Below are 20150 nucleotides of genomic sequence, written 5' to 3' on the forward strand. Positions count from 1 at the left end.
TCGCCCGGAATGACGCGATATTTTGAAAATCAGGGGCAGGGATTGCCGACGAGCTGGTGGATCGCGTCGATCTTCGCTTCGATCTCGGGCGTCAGCTTGACGTCGATCGAGGCGATGTCGGTCCTGAGCTGCTCCATCGAGGTCGCGCCGATAATGTTCGCCGTCACGAAATCGCGCGAATTGACGAAGGCGAGCGCCATCTGCGCCGGATCGAGTCCGGCTTCGCGCGCCAGCGCGATGTAGCGCTTGATCGCATCCTCGGCGCCGGCCCCCTCATAGCGCTGGCCACGGTTGAACAGCGTCGTGCGCGCCCCGGCCGGGCGGGCGCCGTCGAGATATTTGCCGGTGAGGTAGCCCTGCGCCAGCGGCGAATAGGCGAGCAGCCCGACATCCTCGCGGATCGCGACCTCGGCCAGCGCCGTCTCGAAGGTGCGGTTGAGCAGGTTGTAGGCGTTCTGGATCGAATGGACGCGCGGCGTGCCGCGAACCTCCGAATCGGCGACGAAGCGCATGGTGCCCCAGGCGCTCTCGTTGGAGAGGCCGAGATGGCGGATCTTGCCGGCCTTCACCACCTCGGCGAAGGCGTCGAGCTGCTCGGGAATCGAGGTCTCGTCGGCCGGCTTCTCATAGGCCGCATGCGAGAAGCGCGTCGGGTTCGAGCCCCAGGGCATCGGCCGCTCGGGAAAATGGATCTGGTAGAGGTCGATATAATCGGTCTGCAGCCGCGCGAGGCTCTTGTCGACCGCCTCCATGATCTGCTTGCGGGTGACGCGTGTCGGGCTCTGGTCGTCGCGGAACCAGCTATTGCCGCCGCGCCCGCAGATCTTCGAGGCCAGGATGATCTTGTCGCGGTTCCCGCGCGCCTTGAACCAGCTGCCGATGATCCGCTCGGTCGAGCCCTGCGTTTCCGGTTTCGGCGGTATCGAATAGAGCTCGGCGGTATCGAAGAAATTGACGCCCTGCTCGACAGCGTAGTCCATCTGGGCGTGGCCTTCGGCCTCCGTATTCTGCTCCCCCCAGGTCATGGTTCCCAGGCAGATCACCGAGACCTTGAGATCGGTGCGTCCGAGGCGGCGGTAGTCCATGGCAAAGCAACTCCGGAAACGGTGCCGGCGGGCGGCGTGGAAAAAGGCTTGGGGATTCGTCCCGCTGGAACCGGGAACGGATCAGGATCTGGCCGGCAGCGTCGCGATGAAGCGCTCGACCGTCGGCAGGATGTTGCGGACGATGACCTTGACGCCTTCGACCGTGGGATGGAGCCCGTCCGCCTGGTTCAGCGCGCGGTCGCCCGCGATGCCCTCCAGGAAGAAGGGGTAAAGCACCAGAGCGTGCTTTTCCGCAAGCTCCGGATAGATCGCATCGAAGCGCTTGGCATAATCCGTGCCGAGATTGCGCGGCGCATACATGCCAGCGAGCATCACGGGGATGCCACGCTCCTTCAAGCGCGCGATCATCGCCTCCAGCGCTTGCCGCGTCTGGGCCGGATCGACACCGCGCAGGGCATCGTTGGCGCCCAGTTCGAGGATGACGCCATCGGTCCCATCGGGCACCGACCAGTCGAGCCGCTCCAACCCGCCCTGCGTCGTGTCGCCGGAAACGCCGGCATTCACGATTTCGACAGCGATGCCCTTCTGGCGCAGCGCTTGCTCCAGAACGGCAGGGAAGGCGGCGCTGCCCGGCAGGTTGTAGCCGGCCGAGAGCGAATCGCCGAACGCAACGAGCTTGAGCGTCTTTCCGGCCGGAGGAACCGGGGTCGCGGTCTGGGCGAAGGCCATCGGAGCAGCCACCATCAAGGTGAGGGCGATCAGCGTGAAAATCGCCGCAAGCGATTGGACAACTGCGAAACCGCGCCCATATCGGCGCAAGCCCCGCCTCGGCACCTCACGGCTCCGCAGGGGCCGCGACGAGGTCCCGGCCGGGACGGCGATGGAAGCGTAAGTCAGGATCATGGCGTGATGAGCGAAAAGGCCGCCCCGGCGATCGAGTTGCAGGATGTGCATTTAAGTTTGGGGCGCGGAGCCGCTCGCGTCCATATCCTGAAAGGCGTCTCGGTGTCGCTGCCCGATGGCGAGGCGTCCGGCCTCGTCGGCCCTTCCGGCTCCGGCAAGTCGACCCTGCTGATGACCATGGCCGGGCTGGAGCGCCCCGATTCCGGCATCGTCAAGGTCGCCGGGCAGGATCTCGGCCAGCTCGACGAGGACGGGCTCGCGGTCTTCCGCGGCCGGCGCATCGGCATCGTCTTCCAGTCCTTCCATCTCGTCCCGACCATGACGGCGCGTGAGAACGTGGCGCTGCCGCTCGAGCTTGCCGGCACCCCCGACGCCTTCGCCCGCGCCGAGGCCGAACTCCGCAATGTCGGCCTCGGCCACCGCATGGACCATTATCCGGCGCAGCTTTCCGGTGGCGAGCAGCAGCGCGTCGCCATCGCGCGGGCCGTCGCGCCCGATCCGGCGATCCTCGTCGCCGACGAACCGACCGGCAATCTGGACGAGGCGACCGGCCGCTCCATCGTCGACCTGATCTTCGCCCTGAAGCGCGAGCGCGGCGCCACCCTCGTGCTCGTCACCCATGACCTCTCGCTCGCGGCGCTTTGCGACCACACCGTCCGCCTGCGCTCCGGCGTGATCGAGCAAGAAGACGCGATGGCGGACATCTGACGATGCACGCGCCCGTCAAGCCGCTCGGCGGCCCGCCCGCCCGCTCCTCCCTCGGCTTCGGCCTGTCGCTGCGCCTGGCCCTGCGCGATCTGCGCGCCGGCCTGCGCGGCTTCGGCGTCTTCATCGCCTGCCTGGCGCTGGGCGTCATGACCATCGCCGCCGTCGCCTCCGCCTCGCGCGGCCTCACCGAGGGGCTGGCGCGCGAGGGAAGGCGCATCCTCGGCGGCGACGCCTCCTTCAGCCTGATCCAGCGCGAGGCGACACCGCAGGAGCTCGCCTTCCTGACGGCGCGCGGCACGGTCTCGACCATCGCCACCATGCGCGCCATGGCCAATGCCGGCGAGAAGGGCGCGGCCCTTGTCGAGATCAAGGCCGTCGATGCCGGTTATCCCAGCATCGGCACGGTCGAGACCGACCCTCGGCAGCCGATCGCCGGCCTGCTCGGCGAGCGCGACGGCACCTATGGCGCAGTCGCCGACCCCATCCTGTTCGGCCGGCTCGACCTCAAGCCCGGCGACACCGTCACGGTCGGCGGCGCGAAGATCCAGCTCCGCGCCAATCTCGTCTCCGAACCCGACAAGATCGCCGCTGGCGTCGGTTTCGGCCCGCGCCTCCTCATCTCGCAGGACGCGCTGCGCGCCACCGGCCTGATCCAGCCCGGCAGCCTGATCCGCTGGACCTACCGCCTCCAGTTGCCCGAAGCGGCATCGGGCGACGCCGATCTCGACAGGCTGATCGCGGATGCCGGCACGCAGCAGCGCGACGCCGGCTGGGAGATCCGTTCCCGCGCCAATGCCGCGCCGAGCTTCCAGCGCAACCTCGAACGCTTCACCCAGTTTCTGACGCTGGTCGGCCTCACCGCCCTCTTGGTCGGCGGCGTCGGCGTCGCCAATGCGGTGCGCCGCTTCGTCGAGGCCAAGAAGCTCGACTTCGCCACCATGAAAGCCGTCGGCGCCACCGGCGGACGCGTCGTCGCGATCCATCTGACCGAGGTGATGCTCGTCGCGGCCATCGGCACGGCGATCGGCCTCGTGCTCGGCGCTGCCGCCCCCTTCGCGCTCGGCGCCCTGCTGCAAAGCATCCTGCCCGTGCCCTTCGAGCCGACGCTGGCGCCTGGAGAGCTCGCCATCGCCGCGCTTTACGGCCTGCTGACGGCCCTGGTCTTCGCCATCATCCCGCTCGGCCGCGCCCATGACGTGCCGGTCTCGGCCCTGTTCCGCGACCAGGTCGAGCCCGATCCGCGTCGTCCGCGCGCGATCTACCTTGTTCTCTGCCTGCTGGCGCTGGCCGGATTGGTCGGCGTCGCGCTCGGCTTTGCCTATGACCGGCGCATCGCGCTGATCTATATCGGCGTCATGTTCGGCGTCTTCGTGCTCTTGCGCGGAGTCTCGGTCGGACTGATGGCGCTCGCCCGCCGCCTGCCCCGTCCGCGCAGCCCGTCGCTCCGGATGGCGCTCGCCAACAGCCATCGCCCGGGCGCCCTGACCCCGTCGCTGGTGCTTTCGCTCGGCCTCGGCGTCGCCCTGCTCTCGGCCCTCGCCTTCATCGATGTCAGCCTGACGCGCCAGCTCACCGGCGCGCTGCCGGCCAAGGCGCCGAGCTTCTTCTTCCTCGACATCCCCAGCCGCGATTCCACCCGCTTCGACGCCTTCCTCGCACAGGAAAGACCCGGCGCCACCGTCGAGCGCGTGCCGATGATGCGCGGGCGCATCCTGGCGGTGAACGACACCCGCGCCGAGGACGTCAAGGCGAGCGAGCAATCCGCCTGGGTGCTCGATGGCGACCGCGGCATTACCTATGCGGCGGGCCTTCCCGAGGGCTCGAAGATCGCAGCGGGAGAATGGTGGCCGGCCGACTACAAGGGCGAGCCGCTGGTGTCCTTCGACGCGCAGAACGCCGCCGGCATCGGCCTCAAGATCGGTGACCGGCTCACCGTCAACGTGCTCGGGCGCAGCATCACCGCCCGCGTCGCCAACTTCCGCAGCATCGACTGGCGTTCCTTCGGCATCAATTTCGTCATGGTGTTCTCGCCCAACACCTTCGCGGGCGCTCCGCATACCGATCTCGCCACCATCACCGCGGCCCCGAATGGCAACGGCTCCGGCGACCCCGCTCTGATGCGCCGGCTCGCAACCGAGTTCCCGGCCGTCACCGCCGTCCGGGTCAAGGATGCGCTGGAGGCGGTCAACACCATCGTCGAACAGCTCGCCACCGCGATCCGCGGCGCCTCGGGCCTCGCCATCGCCGCCAGCCTGCTGGTTCTGGGTGGCGCGCTGGCGGCCGGACAGAGGGCGCGGCTCTATGACGCGATGATCCTGAAGACCCTCGGCGCGACCCGTCGCTTTATACTTTCGTCGTACGCCCTTGAATACGCCGCCATCGGACTGGTCGCGGCGCTGTTCGGCGTTGTCGCGGGTACTGCGGCCGGCTGGGGTGTCGTCACGCAAGTGATGCGCATCGAATTCGTCAGTGATCCGACCGGTGCTTTACTGGCTGCGACTGCCGCCATCGTGGTTACCGTCCTGTTCGGGCTCGTCGGTACGATAAAAATACTGTCGAAAGCGCCGGCTTCTCATCTCAGGAATTTATGATGACTGACCGAACCATCACCGGGATAGACATTAAAATCCTGTAATTCTGCATGCGGCGCCGGCCGAACTTCTATGCTCGAACCGGCCTTAACCATGGCCGGCTCTTGTAAGGAAGGCGAAACCCCCTCATATTCCCTCCATCGCGATGATTGTGCGCGAGGACGGGTGGCATTGCGTGCCTTCCGTCGTCCGAAACTACGTCAGGGGAAACTCGCTCGATGAGCAACTTCGACCGCAATGCTCCAGTCTGGGGTGCCGGCCGCGCACAGCAGACCAGCGCCGTCGAGATGGATCAGGGCCTGCGCTCGTTCATGCTCGGCGTCTACAACAACATGGTGATCGGTCTGGCGATCTCGGCGCTGTTCGCGCTGGGCGTCAACAAGATGGCCGTCACCGACCAGGCCAACGCCGTCGCGCGTATCGGCAACACCTATCTCACCTCCTTCGGCCAGCTGATGTACGGCACGCCGCTGATGTGGGTGTTCGCGCTCGCGCCGCTGGCCTTCATCTTCTTCTTCTCGTTCCGGATCGACCGGATGTCGGCCTCCTCGGCCCGTTCCATGTTCTTCGCCTTCGCGGCGGTCATGGGCATCTCGATGTCGACGCTGCTGATCCGCTACACAGGCGCCTCGGTGGTGCAGGTGTTCTTCATCACGGCGGCGGCCTTCGGCGGCCTCAGCCTCTACGGCTACACCACCAGCAAGTCGCTGTCGGGCATGGGCTCGTTCCTGGTCATGGGCCTGATTGGCCTGATCCTGGCCTCGCTCGTGAACATCTTCCTCGCCTCGAGCGGGCTCGGCTTCGTGATCTCGCTGGTCGGCGTCGGCATCTTCGCCGGCCTCACCGCCTGGGACACCCAGCGTCTGAAGGAGATGTACCTCTCCTCGGACATGAACCCCGAGGAAGCCGCGAAGCTTTCGGTCAACGGCGCGCTGTCGCTGTACCTGAACTTCGTCAACATGTTCCAGTTCCTGCTCTCGCTGCTCGGCAACCGCGAGTAAGCGAGCGAGACGGACCTGCTCCTTCCACGGAGCCGACATGCCCCGGCCGCAAGGCCGGGGCATTTGTTTTGGCACGGCCGTTGCTCAATCTGCAGGCATGACACTGCCTTCGATCCGCCCCGCCGCCCCTGTCGACATTCCCGCCATCGCGGCCATCTACGCCCATGCGGTGTGCAACGGCACCGCCTCCTGGGAGCTCGACCCGCCGGGCGAGGCCGAGATGCTGCGCCGCCTCGAAGCGACCCTGGCCGGCGGTTATCCCTATCTCGCCGCCGAGCGCGATGGCGCCCTGCTCGGCTATGCCTATGCCGGGGCCTACCGCCCCCGCCCGGCCTATCGCGCCACTGTCGAGAACTCGATCTACCTCGCGCCCGCCGCGCAGGGGCTCGGGATCGGCAGCCTGCTGCTCGATGCGTTGATCGCCGAATGCACGCAGCGTGGCTTCCGCCAGATGATCGCCGTCATCGGCGACGGCACCGGCGCCTCGATCGGCTCGCGGCGCCTGCATGAGAAGGCGGGTTTCCGGCTGATCGGGGTCGCCGAGAAGGTCGGCTTCAAGCATGGCCGCTGGCTCGACCAGATGCTGATGCAGAAGGAGCTCGGCGAGGCCGACCGCTCGCCGCCGGGCTTCTGACCTCAGTTCACGATGCTGAGCTGCCTGTCGAGCACCCTGAGCACGCGCGACAATTCCGAGCCGCGCTTCAGGATCAGCCCCGTCGCCGCCACCACCGAATAGGCTCCCTGCCGGCGCGCCAGCGCCGGGTCCTTCACGATGCGGTAGAGCGGCATTTCGGAGGAACGGCGGAAGACCGAGAACTGCGCCTTATCTTTCAGGAAATCGATGGCGTAGTCGCGCCACTCACCGGCCGCGACCATGCGGCCATAGAGATTGAGCAGTTCGGAAAGCTCGCGTCGATCGAAGGTGACGGTGGTGGGCCGTGCCGGCGCCGGAAAAGTCACGACGGCGTCGGCCGGCCGCGATTGTGGCGTTTCGCTTTCGCTCATGGCGCCTCCCCGCTCCGGTGGATGAAACGCGAACTCGACATGCCGCGATGATGCGCCCGCGATAGCGAGCTGGCAAGGGACACCGCACCGGCAGCGGAGATCGCCCGCCGCCGCTCCTCGCGGCTTCGTCAGCAATGCCGCAATTTCGCCGTCAACGCGCCAACGACCCGCCAAGTTGCGCCGCTCAATTACGGTCGTTGCCTCGACGGCCCGGTTCTGCTGAGCCCCGGCTTGTCAGCCCCCAGCCCCCCGGAGTTCCGGTGGAGCCGGGCCATCGGGTCGAGGCCAACTAGCGGCTGGCATTGCGCCGGCCGTTTTCTTTTGGGCCTCAGCGCGCCTGCCGGTGATAGTCCGCATTCGGGCGCATATCGACCGCCGAGGCCATCCGGTTCGACATGTTGTAGAAGGCCGCCACCGCGCCGATGTCCCAGATGTCGCGCTCGCTGAAGCCGGCTTCGCGCAGCCCTGCGCGATCCTCCTCGCCGATCAGATGTGGCGTCTCGGTCAGCTTCACCGCGAAATCCAGCATGGCGCGATGGCGCCTGGAAAGCGCGGCCGCGCGGTAGTTCATCACCATCAGCTCGCCGAGCACGGGGTCGCCCGAGAGCTGGCGCACCGCGGCACCATGGGCGGTGAGGCAGTAATAGCAGCGGTTCACGCTCGACACCGCCACCGCGATCATCTCGCGCTCCAGCTTCGAGAGCCCCGAGGGCGCCAGCATCAGGTCGTTGTAGAAGGCGGCGAAGGCCGAGAGCTTGGCGTCGTCATGGGCATAGGACGCCAGCACATTCGGCACGAAGCCGAGCTTTTCCTGGCATTTCTCGAAATAAGCTTGATTCTCCGCCGAAAGCGCGCCCGGATCGAGAGAGAGCGCCATCACGGCCGGCGGAGCATCCTGCTTCGCAGGTTCCTCTCCGACCTTTGGTTTGTCATGCTTCGTCGCCATGGTGCGTCCTGTCTTGGTCCGGGAACAGCAATTTTGCCGCTTTGTTGGGCAAGGCAAAGTTGAAAGGCCGTGCAGCCTATGTCATCGCTGCGGCAAAACAACGGGGGTTGAGCATGGGCAAGCGGGTCACGAATGCCACGGCCGCGGCGGTTGCCGCCATTGAAGCTGCTGCCGCCGGGCTGAAATCGCCCATGCCCGCCGAATTTCCAAGGTTGCTCTACGGCCGTTCCGTCGCCGAGGATCTCGAAATCCTGCCGCCGGAGCTGCTCGCCCGCGCGGCAGCGGCTGCCTATGAGCACCTCACCGAACCGCGCGAGCCCGAGACGATCAATCTGCGCTTCCGCGACGACGAGTTCGAGGCGGATGGCCGCAAGCACCAGATCACGATCCTCGAGGTCGTCAACGACAACAAGCCGTTCCTGCTCGATTCGACGCTGGCGGAATTGCAGGACCAGGGCTACGAGCCGCGCCTCGTCGCCCACCCGATCCTGGCCGTGGCCCGCGACGCCAAGGGCCGATTCGTCTCGCTCGCCGGCGAGGCGGCAGGCAGGGCGCCGGAAGGAACCCGTCGCGAGAGCCTGATCCATATCCATCTCGATCGGATCGATTCGGCGGAGGCGCGCCAGCGTCTCGAGCATGGGCTCGGCCAGGTCTATGCCGATGTCGGCCTCGCGGTCGACGACTGGGCGGCGATGCGCGGGCGCATCACCGAGGTCATCCAGGCCTATCGCGCGAATCCGCCGCCGCTGCCCGAGGACGAAATCGCCGAGGCGCTGCAATTCCTCGAATGGATCGCCGGCGACAATTTCACCCTGCTCGGCGCGCGGGCCTATCGTTTCCCCGGCGGCGACGTCGCCGCCGACCCAATCGAGGGCTCCGGCCTCGGCATCCTGCGCGACCCCGCCGTCAAGGTGCTGCGCCGCGGCCGCGAGCTGGTGACGACCACGCCCGAGATCCGCGCCTTCCTGGCCCGGCCGCAAGCGCTCATCATCACCAAGGCCAACGTCAAGAGCCGCGTCCACCGGCGCGTCCATCTCGACTATGTCGGCGTCAAGCTTTTCACGCCGGAAGGGCGGCTCGATGGCGAATTGCGCATCGTCGGCCTGCTGACCTCGAACGCCTATACCGGTTCGGCCCGCGCCATCCCCTATCTGCGCCTCAAAGTCGCCCGCGTCGCCAAGAATATCGGCTTCGACCCGGCGAGCTATTCCGGCCGCGCCCTGCTCAATGTGCTCGATGCCTATCCGCGCGACGAGCTCTTCCAGATCGACGTGCCGACGCTGGAGCAGTTCGCGCTCGACATCCTGCAGCTCACCGAGCGGCCGCGCATCCGGGCGCTCGCCCGTGTCGATGAGTTCGACCGCTTCGTCTCGATCCTCGTCTTCATCCCGAAGGACCGCTACGACACCAATGTCCGCCTGCGCGTCGGCGAGTTCCTCGCCCGCGTCTATAACGGGCGGATCTCGGCCGCCTATCCCGCCTATCCGGAAGGGCCGCTCTCGCGCACCCATTACATCATCGGCCGCGACGAGGGGAAAACGCCCCGGATCGACCGCGCCACGCTCGAAGCCGGCATCGGCGCGATCGTCCGCACCTGGAGCGACGGGCTGAAGGACGTCCTCGACCAGGAGAAGGCCGGGCCCGCCGCCCGCGCGCTCGCCGAGCGCTACGCCGCCGCCTTCGGCGCCGCCTATCGCGAGCGCTTCTCCGCCACAGATGCACTGATCGACATCGAGATGCTGCAGCAGCTCTCGGCCGAGCGTCCGCGCGCCGTCAATCTCTACCGCCGCGAGGGTGACGCGGCGACGCGCGCCAATCTCAAGGTGTTCTCGCGCGGGGGCGCGATCTCGCTTTCGGCTCGCGTCCCGCTGCTGGAGAATATGGGCTTCCGCGTCGTCAACGAGCGGACCTACAACGTCCTGCCACAGGGCAATGGCGGCGCGGGCGAGGACGTCCGCGTCTGGCTCCACGACATGACGCTGGAGCGCGCCGACGACGGCGAGATCGACATCGAGCATCTCGACCCGACCATCGAAGCCGCGCTGATGGCGCAGTTCCGTGGACTGGCCGAATCGGACCGCTTCGACCAGCTCGTGCTCGCCGCCGGCCTCGGCTGGCGGGAAGCCGCGCTGCTGCGCGCCTTCGGGCGCTATCTCCGGCAGGTCGGCGCGCCCTATGCGCAGGGCTACATCGCCGATGCGCTGACGCGCCACCCCGGCATCGCCGCCGATCTCGTCGGCTATTTCACCGCTAAGTTCGATCCGCGCATCAAGCCGGAGGAGCGCGAGCAGCGCATGGCGCAGAAGCGCGCCGAAATCGAGGGCGCGCTCGACGCCGTCACCAGCCTCGACGAGGACCGCATCCTGCGCCGTCTGGTCAATCTGGTCGATGCCGCGCTGCGCACCAACTTCTTCCAGATCGGTCCGGACGGCCAGCCACGCGGCACCATCACCTTCAAATTCGACTGCGCTCAGGTCGACGGCCTGCCGCTGCCGCGCCCGCTCTACGAGATCTTCGTCTATTCGCCGCGCGTCGAGGGCATTCATCTGCGCTTCGGCAAGGTCGCGCGCGGCGGCCTGCGCTGGTCCGACCGGCCGCAGGATTTCCGCACCGAGGTGCTCGGCCTGGTCAAGGCGCAGCAGGTCAAGAACGCGGTGATCGTCCCGGTCGGCGCCAAGGGCGGCTTCGTGCCGAAGCAGCTCCCGCCGGCGTCCGACCGCGCCGCCTGGCTGGCCGAGGGCACCGAGAGCTACCGCATCTTCGTCCGCAACCTGCTCGAGCTCACCGACAATCTCGACGGCGAGACCATCGTGCCGCCGCCGGACACGGTGCGCCATGACGGCGACGACCCCTATCTCGTCGTCGCCGCCGACAAGGGCACGGCGACCTTCTCCGACACCGCCAACGCGATCTCGCTGGAGAAGCATCACTGGCTCGGCGACGCCTTCGCCTCCGGCGGCTCTCAAGGCTATGACCACAAGGGCATGGGCATCACGGCGCGCGGCGCCTGGGAAGCGGTCAAGCGCCATTTCCGCGAGGTCGATGTCGACATCCAGACCACGCCCTTCACCGTCGCCGGCGTCGGCGACATGTCGGGCGACGTCTTCGGCAACGGCATGCTGCTCTCCCCCGAGATCAAGCTCGTCGCTGCCTTCGACCACCGCGACATCTTCCTTGATCCCGATCCCGATCCGGCCAGCTCGCTGGCCGAGCGCCAGCGCCTCTTCGCCCTGCCGCGCTCGTCCTGGCAGGACTACGACAAGAGCCTGATCTCGAAGGGCGGCGGCATCTTCTCGCGCCAGGCCAAGAGCATCCCTCTCTCGGCCGAGATCCGGGCGCTGCTCGACCTCGACAAGAAGGAGGTCTCGCCGCCCGAGCTGATGACCGCGATCCTGAAAAGCCGCGTCGACCTGCTCTGGTTCGGCGGCATCGGCACCTATATCCGCGCCACGGACGAGAGTGACGCCCAGGTCGGCGACCGCGCCAACGACGCGATCCGCATCGCCGGCAACGATCTCCGGGCCCGCGTCATCGGCGAGGGCGCCAATCTCGGCGTGACCCAGCGCGGCCGCATCGAGGCGGCGCGCAAGGGCGTGAAGCTCAACACCGACGCGATCGACAACTCCGCCGGCGTCAACACCTCGGACGTCGAGGTCAACATCAAGATCGCGCTCGCCAACCCGGTGAAGGACGGCCGCCTCAAGGAGGAGAAGCGCAACGAGCTGCTCGCCGCGATGACCGACGAGGTCGGATTGCTCGTCCTGCGCAACAACTACCTGCAGACGCTGGCGCTCTCGCTCACCGAGGCCAAGGGCGTGGCTGCGACGCCCGGCCTGCGCTTCCTGATGCAGACGCTGGAGCAGGACGGCCGGCTCGACCGCGGCGTCGAGTTCCTGCCGAGCGACGCCCAACTCGTCGAGCGCGAGAAGCGCGGCGAGGGGCTGACGCGGCCGGAACTCTCCGTGCTGCTGGCCTATGCCAAGCTCGCGCTGCACGACGCGCTGCTCGAATCGAGCGTGCCTGATGACCCCTATCTCGCCACCGAACTGGTCCGCTATTTCCCGAAGGCGCTGCGCGACGCCTATCCGGACGAGATCGCCGGCCACAGGCTGCGCCGCGAGATCGTCGCGACCCAGCTCGCCAACGCCATCGTCAATCGCGGCGGGCCGGCGCTGGTCCCGATCCTGGCGGCGCTGACCCGTTCGGAGGTCCCGGCCATCGCCGCCGCCTACGCGATCGCGCGCGATTCGTTCGATCTCATCGGCCTCAACAGCGAGATCGACACGCTCGATGCGAAGATTCCCGGAAAGACCCAGCTCGGCCTCTATGCCGCCGCGCAGGAGCTCGTCATCGACCGCATGGGCTGGTTCCTGCGGCGCGGCGCGGCCAAGCCCGGCACGATCGAGCAGACCATCGCGCATTACGCCAGGGGTGTTACCGATCTCTCGGCCGAGCTCGATGCGCTGCTGCCGGAAGCCGCCGCCCAGGCGCGGCTCGCCCGCATCGCCGTCCTCTCCTCCGAGGGCGTGCCCGAGGCGCTCGCCACCCGTGTCGCCAGCCTGCCCTCGCTCGCCCAGGCGACGGATATCGTCGACATCGCCGAACGCAGCAAGCGCAAGATCGGCGATGTCGCCCGCATCCATTTCGGCGTCGATGCCTTCTTCGGCCTCTCGAATCTCGAGGCGGCCGCGGCGGCGGTGCCGGCGACGGACGACTATGAGCGTCTCGCCCGCGAACGGGCCGTGGAGACGCTCGACGACGCCCATGCGCAGATGACGCAGGAGATCGCCTCCTCGGATGGCGGCAAGGGCTCGCTCGAAAGCTGGCTCGCCGAGCGCGGCCAGGATGTCGAGCGCACCCGCAGCACGATCAACGCCATCGCCACCTCGGGCCTCACCCTGCCGAAGCTGATGGTCGCGGCCGGGATGCTGGCCGATCTGCCGCGCAAGAGCTAAGGAAGCCGCATGACCAACGAAACCGACACGACCACCCGCGTCGATCCCAAGCTGCTCGAGATCCTGGTCTGCCCGCTGACCAAGAGCACGCTGGAATACGACGCGGCGAGGCAAGAACTGATCAGCCGCGCCGCGAAGCTCGCCTACCCGATCCGCGACGGCATCCCGATCATGCTGCCGGAAGAGGCTCGCCCGCTGGAGGATTGAAGCTGTGTCGCTAGCTCCTCTCCCTTGTGTTAAGATGTACACACGACAACACAGGAGTAGGAACGATGGCCGCGACGGAAACGATGACGATTCGGGTTTCGGCCGAGACGAAGCGCAAGCTGGAGCGAATCGCGACCGACACCCGGCGCAGCAAATCCTTCCTCGCGGGCGAGGCGGTGTCAGCCTATGTCGACCGCGAGCTTGAGATCATCGAGGGGATCAAACGGGGCTTGGGCGACGTCGAGGCCGGACGGGTCGTCGCGCACGACCAGGTCACCGCCGACGCTCGCCAAATCGTCGCGGATGCGAGGCTGAGGAAGGCCGGCCGAGGATGAGGCCCGTCATCTGGTCGGACGATGCCAGACGCGACTACCTCGATATCCTTCGATACATCGCCGAAGACAACCCCGACGCGGCTGAGCGGGTCGTCGATGCAATCGAGCAGGCCGGGAACGAGCTCGGTGATTTCGCGACCGGACGGCCGGGACGCGTGAGTGGCGTCTACGAGAAACTGGTTCCCCGCCTGCCCTACATCCTGGCCTATTCGCTCGCGCTCCAGCGCGGCCGCGAGGTCGTCGCGATCCTGCGCGTCATTCACACCGCGCGCGACTGGCCTGATGAGGGCTGGCCAGGCTGAGCGGGCGCGCTCAGAGCGTCTCGCCCCGCAACAGCCGCGGCGGCGCACCGGCGACACCGGCGGCCTCGCGGATGAAGAAGCGCTTCAGCCCCGGCAGCCGATCGACCAGCCCGAGCCCGAGATCGCGCGCCAGCCGCAGCGGCGTCGCATCGTTCGAAAACAGCCGGTTGAGCCCGTCCGTCACCGCACCCATCGCGACCGTGTCGAAGCGGCGCGCCGTCTCGTAATCCTCGAGCACGTCGAGCGCGCCGGCATCGAGCCCGAGGCGCGCGGCATCGACGATGACCTCTGCCAGCGCCGCGACATCCTTCAGCCCGAGATTGAGCCCCTGTCCCGCGATCGGGTGGATGAGATGGGCGGCATCGCCCAGCAGCGCGAACCGCCGGTCGACGAAGCGCCGCGCCACGCCGAAGCCGAGCGGATGAGCGCTCACCGGGCTCTCCAGCGTGATCTCGCCGAGCTCGAGCCCGAAGCGCATCTCGATCTCGGCCAACATGTCCTGCGCATCGAGCGACAGCAGCGGCGCGACGTTCCCGGTCCTTTCCGTCCAGACGATCGAGGAGCGGTGGCCGAGCCTGCCGCCGTCCGTGAGTGGCAGGATGGCGAAGGGCCCCGAAGGCAGGAAGTGCTCGACCGCCCTGCCGTGATGCGGCCGCTCATGGCCGATCGTCGCGACGATGCCGGATTGCGGATAATTCCAGCCGACCCAGCCGATCCCGGCCTGCTCGCGCAGCCGCGAGCGGGCGCCATCGGCCGCAACCAGCAGCGCCGCCTTGTCCTCGGCACCATCGGCGAAGGTGATCGCGACAGCCTCGTCCTCGACGGCGAAACCGCGCACGCCGACCGGCCTCAGATCGACCCCGGCCCGCTCGCAGGCGGCCTTCAGCTCCGCCACCAGCGCGGCATTCTCGACCATATGAGCGAAAGGCTGGCCGGGCTCGACCTCGCCGTCGAAGGTGAGGAAGACGGGCCGGACGGCATCGTTCGTCCGGCTGTCCGAGATCACCATCTCCATCATCGCCTGGGCGTGGCCGGAGACCGCTTCCCAGACGCCGAGCGTCTCCAGCATCGAGCGGGCGCCCGCCGCCACCGCATAGGCGCGGTTGTCGGGCTTGGGAGCGGCGTTCAACCCCGGATCGGCCAGCACCACCGCGAAGCCCGCTCCGAGCGCCTGCTTCAAGGCGAGCGCCAGACTCAATCCGGCGATGCCGCCACCGGCGATGACGATGCGCATGCTTGCGTCCGGCACGACGGCCATTCTGCTTCTCCCTGGATCGCCGCGCGTCCTGCCGGACGCGATAACCGTGATCCATCCATTTGTTATCGCATCGGATTCCTCCGAAAAGTGGTTTCCACTTTTCGGCCCGATGCCACAGCGGCCCGCTTGACGAGGCAAGCCGCCTCGGTGCTGATGCGGGTAAACCCGGCTGTTCCTCTGCGGGCCGCCGACGCCAACGTCAACCCGACCGCGATACGGCCTCATGTCACAGCAGATCAGCGCTTCCCTGACGGCGATCCTCGACCTCGAACAGCTCGAAAGCAATCTGTTCCGCGGTCGCAGCCCGAAGTCGACCTGGCCGCGCGTCTTCGGCGGCCAGGTGATCGCGCAGTCGCTCTATGCCGCCTGCAAGACCGTGGAAGACCGCCAACCGCATTCGCTGCACGCCTATTTCCTGCTGCCCGGCGATCCCGAAATGCCGATCGTCTATGAAGTCGACCGCCTGCGCGACGGCCGCTCCTTCACGACGCGGCGCGTGCTCGCCATCCAGAAGGGCGAGGCGATCTTCGCCATGTCGGCCTCCTTCCAGGTCGACGAACCCGGCTACGAGCACCAGATGCCGATGCCGGACGTCCCGATGCCCGAGGACTTGCCGGATCGCGAGGAGATGGCGAAGACCGTGCTGCCACATATGCCGGATGCGGTGCAGGCCTATTACCAGCGCAAGCGGCCGATCGAGATCCGCCCCGTCGAGCTCGAGCGCTACCGCACCGGCGGCAAGATGGAGCCGAAGTTCAACGTCTGGATCCGGGCGATGGAGACCCTGCCCGACGAGCCGGCCCTGCATCGCAGCGTTCTCGCCTACGCCTCGGACCTCATGCTGCTCGATTCCAGCCTCATCGCGCATGGCACGACCGTTTTCGACCAGAAGATCCAGGGCGCGAGCCTCGACCACGCACTCTGGTTCCACCGCCCCTTCCGCGCCGATGAATGGCTGCTCTATGCGCAGGACAGCCCCTCGACCTCGGGCGCGCGCGGCTTCTCGCGCGGCCTCGTCTTCGACCGCGAGGGGCGGCTGGTGGCCTCCGTGGCGCAGGAAGGCCTGATCCGCCCACGGCCGGATCGCGCCTGACGCCTTTTCAGGCAATTGCATAACAAGAAAGCAAACGCCTATCGAATAGGCATACCGGATTCGATTTTCGGCTGATCTGCGCCTGATTCCCCCGCCCGGAGGCTGACGCCGGCCCGCGGAGCGCTTTGGCACGTCCCTTGAATTATGCGCTGCGTCGCACTGCGCATCGCAGGGCGGGCGAGGCGCAACGAGTTCGCCGGGGCTGACGACCAGGCGGCGTAAAGGGGAAACCCAGCAGATGAAAATCGTGATGGCGATCATCAAGCCGTTCAAGCTGGAGGAGGTGCGCGACGGGCTCACCGCCATCGGCGTGCACGGCCTGACAGTGACTGAAGTGAAGGGCTATGGCCGGCAGAAGGGTCATACCGAGATCTACCGCGGCGCCGAATACGCCGTGAGCTTCCTGCCCAAGATCAAGATCGAGGTGGCTGTCGCCGACGAGCTCGTCGGCAAGGTGATCGAGGCGATCACCGCCGCCGCCCGTACCGGCCAGATCGGTGACGGCAAGATCTTCGTCTCCTCGATCGAGAAGGCGGTGCGCATCCGCACCGGCGAGACCGACGGCGACGCCCTATGAGCCCCCGACCCTTCAGGAGTTTCAAGCAATGAATTTCAGGACTTCCCTGCGGGCCGGGCTGACCGGCCTCACGCTCGCCGCGCTCTGCGCCGGCGCGGCCCTGGCCCAGACGGCGGCTCCCGAGGCGCCGGCGGCCGCCGCCGCGGCCGTGCCCAATAAGGGCGACACCGCCTGGATGCTGGTGTCCTCGCTCCTCGTCCTCTTCATGACGCTGCCGGGGCTGGCGCTGTTCTATGGCGGCCTCTCCCGGACCAAGAACATGCTCTCGGTGATGACGCAGATCACGGCGATCGCCGCGATCATGTGCATCGTCTGGGTGATCTACGGCTACAGCCTCGCCTTCACTTCGGGCGGTTCGCTGACGAGCTTCATCGGCTCCTTCTCCAAGGCCTTCCTCGCCGGCGTGACGCCGGATTCCACCTCCGACACCTTCACCAAGGGCGTCGTGATCCCTGAATACGTCTTCATCTGCTTCCAGATGACCTTCGCGATGATCACGCCCGCCCTGATCGTCGGCGGACTGGTCGAGCGCATGAAGTTCTCCGCGATGATCCTCTTCGTCATCCTCTGGGGCACCTTCGTCTACTTCCCGATGGCCCATATGGTCTGGTTCTCGGAGGGTTACCTCTTCACCCTCGGCGCGCTCGACTTCGCCGGCGGCACGGTCGTCCACATCAATGCCGGTATCGCGGCGCTGGTGGGCGCGCTCCTGGTCGGCAAGCGCATCGGCTACGGCAAGGAGCTGATGTCGCCGCACTCGCTGACGATGACCTTCATCGGCACCGCAGTCCTGTGGGTCGGCTGGTTCGGCTTCAATGCCGGCTCCAATCTCGAGGCCACCGGCGGCGCCGCGCTCGCCATGATCAACACCTTCACGGCCACGGCCGGAGCGGGTCTCGGCTGGCTCTTCATCGAGTGGATCGTCAAGGGCAAGCCCTCGCTGCTCGGCATGCTCTCGGGCATCGTCGCCGGCCTCGTCGCCGTCACCCCGGCCGCCGGCCTCATCGGGCCGATGGGCGCGATCGTGCTCGGCGCCGTCGCGGGCATCGTCTGCTTCTTCTTCTGCACCACGGTGAAGAACGCGCTCGGCTATGACGACTCGCTCGATGTCTTCGGCGTCCACGGCGTCGGCGGCATCATCGGCTCGATCGGCACCGGCATCTTCGTCGCCCCGGCACTCGGCGGCGTCGGCGTCGCCGACTACGCCATGGGCGCGCAGGTCTGGAAGCAGTTCGTCGCCGTCGCCGTCGCCGTCATCTGGTGCGGCGTCGGCTCCTTCATCCTCTACAAGATCGTCGATGTCGTCGTCGGCCTGCGCGTCACGCCCGATCAGGAGCGCGAGGGCCTCGACATCGCCGAGCATGGCGAGCGCGCCTACAACATGTGATCATCGCTCAGCGATTCACGTGAAACCGACCCCGGCGGAAAACGCCGGGGTTTTTTCATGTCTGTGCACTGCCGCAAGATCGACGTGCTTCAAGGTTAAGCGGGCCTTAACCACAGCTTCCTAACGTGGAGGATATGGCCGGCATGATGCGGCCCAAAGCCCGGAATACGACTCGAAGCCGCATGCGCACCATCCGCCGCTCCCGATCGCTTATGGACCGCCTGCCCGATCCGGTGCGGGAGTTCCTGTCGCGCCGCGCCGCCGAGCTGACCGGGCTGGGGCTGCTCGCGCTGATGGCGGTCGTCGCCTTGGCCCTCGCGAGCTGGTCGGCCAATGATCCGAGCCTCAACAACGCCACCAATGGCGCGGTCCGCAACTGGCTCGGCCGTCCGGGCGCCATGATCGCCGACCTGCTGATGCAGCTCGTCGGGCTCGGCGTCATCGCCCTGCTCTTCCCGCCGATGATCTGGGCATTGCGGCTGGTCCGCTTCCACCTCTTCGACCGCGGCGCGCTCAAGCTCGGCCTCTGGGTCGTTGGCGTCGCCGCCGCTGCCGCCGTCGCCAGCGCCCTGCCGGCGACGCCGCGCTGGCCGCTGCCGACCGGCATGGGCGGCGTCATCGGCGACGGGCTGCTCTTCGGCACCCGCAACATCGCAGGCATCGCCGGAGGCGCCGTCGCGAGCCTCGTCGGCTTCCTTTATGCCGGCATCGCCATTCTCGCCGTCACCGCCGCCGCCGGCTTCGGCTTCGTCCATGACGAGGATCCGGCCCTCGACGACGAGGCCGATGACGGCCTCTCCGATGGTGAGGAGCGCGGCGACGAGGAGCCCGGCATCGCCGTCATCCTGATCGGCTGGCTCGCCCATGGTGCGATGGCGCTCCGTGCGGCGATCCTGCGCCGCCTGCCCCACCCGCCCGAGCCCGCCGTCGACACCGGCCCCGCGCCGCAGGCCGGCGCCGGCCGCGTCCGCCGCGAGCCGCAATTCGGCGCCGGTCCCGCGCCGCGTCAGCCCCTGCCGAATTTCGATCCGGCACCGCTGCCGGGCACGCGCGCGGCGGCTTCCCGCGACGTCGACGACGATCCGCCCTTCGACATCGACGACGCGCAGGACCTGCGCGACCTCAACGCTCCGCGCGTCGCCGCCCCCGCTCCCGCGCCCAAGCCCGGCAAGCGCATGCAGCGGGAGGCCCAACCCTCCTTTCTCGAGCGCGATTCCTTCGAGTTGCCGCCGCTGACCTATCTGGCCGAGCCGAAGAAATCGCTCGCCAACACTGTCTCGACGGACGCGCTGGAACAGAACGCGACCCTGCTCGAAGGCGTGCTGGAGGATTTCGGCGTGCGCGGCGAGATCACGCAGGTCCGCCCCGGCCCTGTGGTGACGCTTTACGAGCTTGAGCCTGCGCCTGGCACGAAGTCGTCGCGGGTGATTTCGCTGGCGGACGACATCGCGCGTTCGATGAGCGCGGTCTCGGCGCGCGTGGCGGTGGTGCAGGGCAAGAACGCCATCGGCATCGAACTGCCCAACGCCAAGCGCGAGACCGTCTTCCTGCGCGAGCTCCTCGCCAGCCAGGATTTCGAGGCGACCAAGCACAAGCTGGCGCTCTGCCTCGGCAAGACCATCGGCGGCGAGCCGGTGATCGCCGATCTCGCCCGCATGCCGCATCTGCTCGTCGCCGGCACCACCGGCTCGGGCAAGTCCGTCGCGATCAACACCATGATCCTGTCGATCCTCTACCGGCTGAAGCCGGAGGAGTGCCGGCTGATCATGGTCGATCCCAAGATGCTCGAGCTCTCCGTCTATGACGGCATCCCGCATCTGCTCACCCCCGTCGTCA

17 protein-coding genes are annotated in these 20150 nt (G+C 67.6%); 12 read left to right on the forward strand and 5 right to left on the reverse strand.

The features are described 5' to 3' along the window. Positions 1–29: 29 nt before the first annotated feature. Both GY40_RS01645 and GY40_RS01650 read right to left on the reverse strand, forming a co-directional pair. On the reverse strand, positions 30–1085 hold the full coding sequence (locus tag GY40_RS01645; protein ID WP_038358153.1) for an aldo/keto reductase: 1056 nt from the start codon (positions 1083–1085) through the stop codon (positions 30–32). Positions 1086–1166: 81 nt separating this feature from the next. Further along, complete coding sequence (locus GY40_RS01650; protein WP_051987420.1) at positions 1167–1775, reverse strand: arylesterase; 609 nt, start codon at positions 1773–1775, stop codon at positions 1167–1169. A gap of 180 nt (positions 1776–1955) precedes the next feature. Here GY40_RS01650 and GY40_RS01655 point away from each other — a divergent pair, with 180 nt between their 5' ends. The 4 genes from GY40_RS01655 to GY40_RS01670 all read left to right on the forward strand — a co-directional run bounded on the left by GY40_RS01655 (position 1956) and on the right by GY40_RS01670 (position 6883). After that, positions 1956–2657 carry an ABC transporter ATP-binding protein gene (locus tag GY40_RS01655; protein WP_038358155.1) on the forward strand — a complete coding sequence of 234 codons (702 nt, stop codon included), beginning with the start codon at positions 1956–1958 and terminating at the stop codon, positions 2655–2657. A gap of 2 nt (positions 2658–2659) precedes the next feature. Further along, positions 2660–5248, forward strand: coding sequence for an ABC transporter permease (locus GY40_RS01660; protein WP_038358157.1), 2589 nt, complete (start codon positions 2660–2662; stop codon positions 5246–5248). A 218-nt stretch (positions 5249–5466) separates the two neighbouring features. Continuing rightward, positions 5467–6249, forward strand: a complete 783-nt coding sequence (locus GY40_RS01665; RefSeq protein WP_038358159.1) for a Bax inhibitor-1/YccA family protein — start codon at positions 5467–5469, stop codon at positions 6247–6249. Between the two features lie 97 nt (positions 6250–6346). Further along, positions 6347–6883: a GNAT family N-acetyltransferase gene (locus GY40_RS01670; RefSeq protein WP_038358161.1), complete on the forward strand. Its 537-nt coding sequence runs from the start codon at positions 6347–6349 to the stop codon at positions 6881–6883. 2 nt (positions 6884–6885) lie between these two features. On the opposite strand, the gene GY40_RS01675 is transcribed toward GY40_RS01670, so the two are convergent. Both GY40_RS01675 and GY40_RS01680 read right to left on the reverse strand, forming a co-directional pair. Next, the gene (locus GY40_RS01675) at positions 6886–7254 is read right to left on the reverse strand and encodes a DUF2794 domain-containing protein (protein WP_038358163.1); all 369 of its coding nucleotides are present in this window, start codon (positions 7252–7254) and stop codon (positions 6886–6888) included. Between the two features lie 328 nt (positions 7255–7582). Further along, the gene (locus GY40_RS01680; RefSeq protein WP_197062687.1) at positions 7583–8131 is read right to left on the reverse strand and encodes a peroxidase-related enzyme; all 549 of its coding nucleotides are present in this window, start codon (positions 8129–8131) and stop codon (positions 7583–7585) included. 260 nt (positions 8132–8391) lie between these two features. Here GY40_RS01680 and GY40_RS01685 point away from each other — a divergent pair, with 260 nt between their 5' ends. The 4 genes from GY40_RS01685 (at position 8392) to GY40_RS01700 (ending at position 13999) form a co-directional block, all read left to right on the forward strand. Beyond that, positions 8392–13155: an NAD-glutamate dehydrogenase gene (locus GY40_RS01685; protein WP_248311073.1), complete on the forward strand. Its 4764-nt coding sequence runs from the start codon at positions 8392–8394 to the stop codon at positions 13153–13155. Between the two features lie 9 nt (positions 13156–13164). Beyond that, on the forward strand, positions 13165–13362 hold the full coding sequence (locus GY40_RS01690; RefSeq protein ID WP_038358169.1) for a Trm112 family protein: 198 nt from the start codon (positions 13165–13167) through the stop codon (positions 13360–13362). A 65-nt stretch (positions 13363–13427) separates the two neighbouring features. Continuing rightward, positions 13428–13697: a CopG family ribbon-helix-helix protein gene (locus GY40_RS01695; protein ID WP_038358171.1), complete on the forward strand. Its 270-nt coding sequence runs from the start codon at positions 13428–13430 to the stop codon at positions 13695–13697. Then, a complete protein-coding gene (locus GY40_RS01700; RefSeq protein ID WP_038358173.1) occupies positions 13694–13999 on the forward strand; it encodes a type II toxin-antitoxin system RelE/ParE family toxin in 306 nt (101 codons plus the stop codon). Before GY40_RS01695 ends, GY40_RS01700 begins: the two co-directional genes overlap by 4 nt. A gap of 10 nt (positions 14000–14009) precedes the next feature. On the opposite strand, the gene GY40_RS01705 is transcribed toward GY40_RS01700, so the two are convergent. Further along, positions 14010–15257: a ubiquinone biosynthesis hydroxylase gene (locus GY40_RS01705; RefSeq protein WP_038358175.1), complete on the reverse strand. Its 1248-nt coding sequence runs from the start codon at positions 15255–15257 to the stop codon at positions 14010–14012. 223 nt (positions 15258–15480) lie between these two features. Here GY40_RS01705 and tesB point away from each other — a divergent pair, with 223 nt between their 5' ends. The 4 genes from tesB to GY40_RS01725 form a co-directional block, all read left to right on the forward strand. Next, positions 15481–16350, forward strand: coding sequence for an acyl-CoA thioesterase II (gene tesB, locus GY40_RS01710; protein ID WP_038358177.1), 870 nt, complete (start codon positions 15481–15483; stop codon positions 16348–16350). Between the two features lie 238 nt (positions 16351–16588). Continuing rightward, positions 16589–16927 carry a P-II family nitrogen regulator gene (locus tag GY40_RS01715; protein ID WP_038358178.1) on the forward strand — a complete coding sequence of 113 codons (339 nt, stop codon included), beginning with the start codon at positions 16589–16591 and terminating at the stop codon, positions 16925–16927. A gap of 28 nt (positions 16928–16955) precedes the next feature. After that, positions 16956–18314 (forward strand): ammonium transporter, encoded by a 1359-nt coding sequence (locus tag GY40_RS01720; protein WP_038358179.1) that lies wholly within the window; start codon positions 16956–16958, stop codon positions 18312–18314. A 212-nt stretch (positions 18315–18526) separates the two neighbouring features. Continuing rightward, positions 18527–20150, forward strand: a 1624-nt coding sequence (locus GY40_RS01725; RefSeq protein ID WP_248311074.1) for a DNA translocase FtsK, incomplete at its 3' end; no start/stop codon positions are given.

It is taken from the genome of Allobosea sp. UNC402CLCol (assembly GCF_000745475.1).
Taxonomy (GTDB): Bacteria; Pseudomonadota; Alphaproteobacteria; order Rhizobiales; family Beijerinckiaceae; genus Allobosea; species Allobosea spartocytisi.

Coding starts and splice junctions, on each gene's coding strand:
- GY40_RS01700 (WP_038358173.1), top strand. CDS start 13,694: ATGAGGCCCGTCATCTGGTCGGACGATGCCAGACGCGACTACCTCGAT.
- GY40_RS01685 (WP_248311073.1), top strand. CDS start 8,392: ATGCCCGCCGAATTTCCAAGGTTGCTCTACGGCCGTTCCGTCGCCGAG.
- GY40_RS01650 (WP_051987420.1), bottom strand. CDS start 1,775: ATGGCCTTCGCCCAGACCGCGACCCCGGTTCCTCCGGCCGGAAAGACG.
- GY40_RS01665 (WP_038358159.1), top strand. CDS start 5,467: ATGAGCAACTTCGACCGCAATGCTCCAGTCTGGGGTGCCGGCCGCGCA.
- GY40_RS01715 (WP_038358178.1), top strand. CDS start 16,589: ATGAAAATCGTGATGGCGATCATCAAGCCGTTCAAGCTGGAGGAGGTG.
- tesB (WP_038358177.1), top strand. CDS start 15,481: ATGTCACAGCAGATCAGCGCTTCCCTGACGGCGATCCTCGACCTCGAA.
- GY40_RS01645 (WP_038358153.1), bottom strand. CDS start 1,085: ATGGACTACCGCCGCCTCGGACGCACCGATCTCAAGGTCTCGGTGATC.
- GY40_RS01680 (WP_197062687.1), bottom strand. CDS start 8,131: ATGGCGCTCTCTCTCGATCCGGGCGCGCTTTCGGCGGAGAATCAAGCT.
- GY40_RS01660 (WP_038358157.1), top strand. CDS start 2,660: ATGCACGCGCCCGTCAAGCCGCTCGGCGGCCCGCCCGCCCGCTCCTCC.
- GY40_RS01690 (WP_038358169.1), top strand. CDS start 13,165: ATGACCAACGAAACCGACACGACCACCCGCGTCGATCCCAAGCTGCTC.
- GY40_RS01655 (WP_038358155.1), top strand. CDS start 1,956: ATGAGCGAAAAGGCCGCCCCGGCGATCGAGTTGCAGGATGTGCATTTA.
- GY40_RS01695 (WP_038358171.1), top strand. CDS start 13,428: ATGGCCGCGACGGAAACGATGACGATTCGGGTTTCGGCCGAGACGAAG.
- GY40_RS01720 (WP_038358179.1), top strand. CDS start 16,956: ATGAATTTCAGGACTTCCCTGCGGGCCGGGCTGACCGGCCTCACGCTC.
- GY40_RS01670 (WP_038358161.1), top strand. CDS start 6,347: ATGACACTGCCTTCGATCCGCCCCGCCGCCCCTGTCGACATTCCCGCC.
- GY40_RS01705 (WP_038358175.1), bottom strand. CDS start 15,257: ATGGCCGTCGTGCCGGACGCAAGCATGCGCATCGTCATCGCCGGTGGC.
- GY40_RS01675 (WP_038358163.1), bottom strand. CDS start 7,254: ATGAGCGAAAGCGAAACGCCACAATCGCGGCCGGCCGACGCCGTCGTG.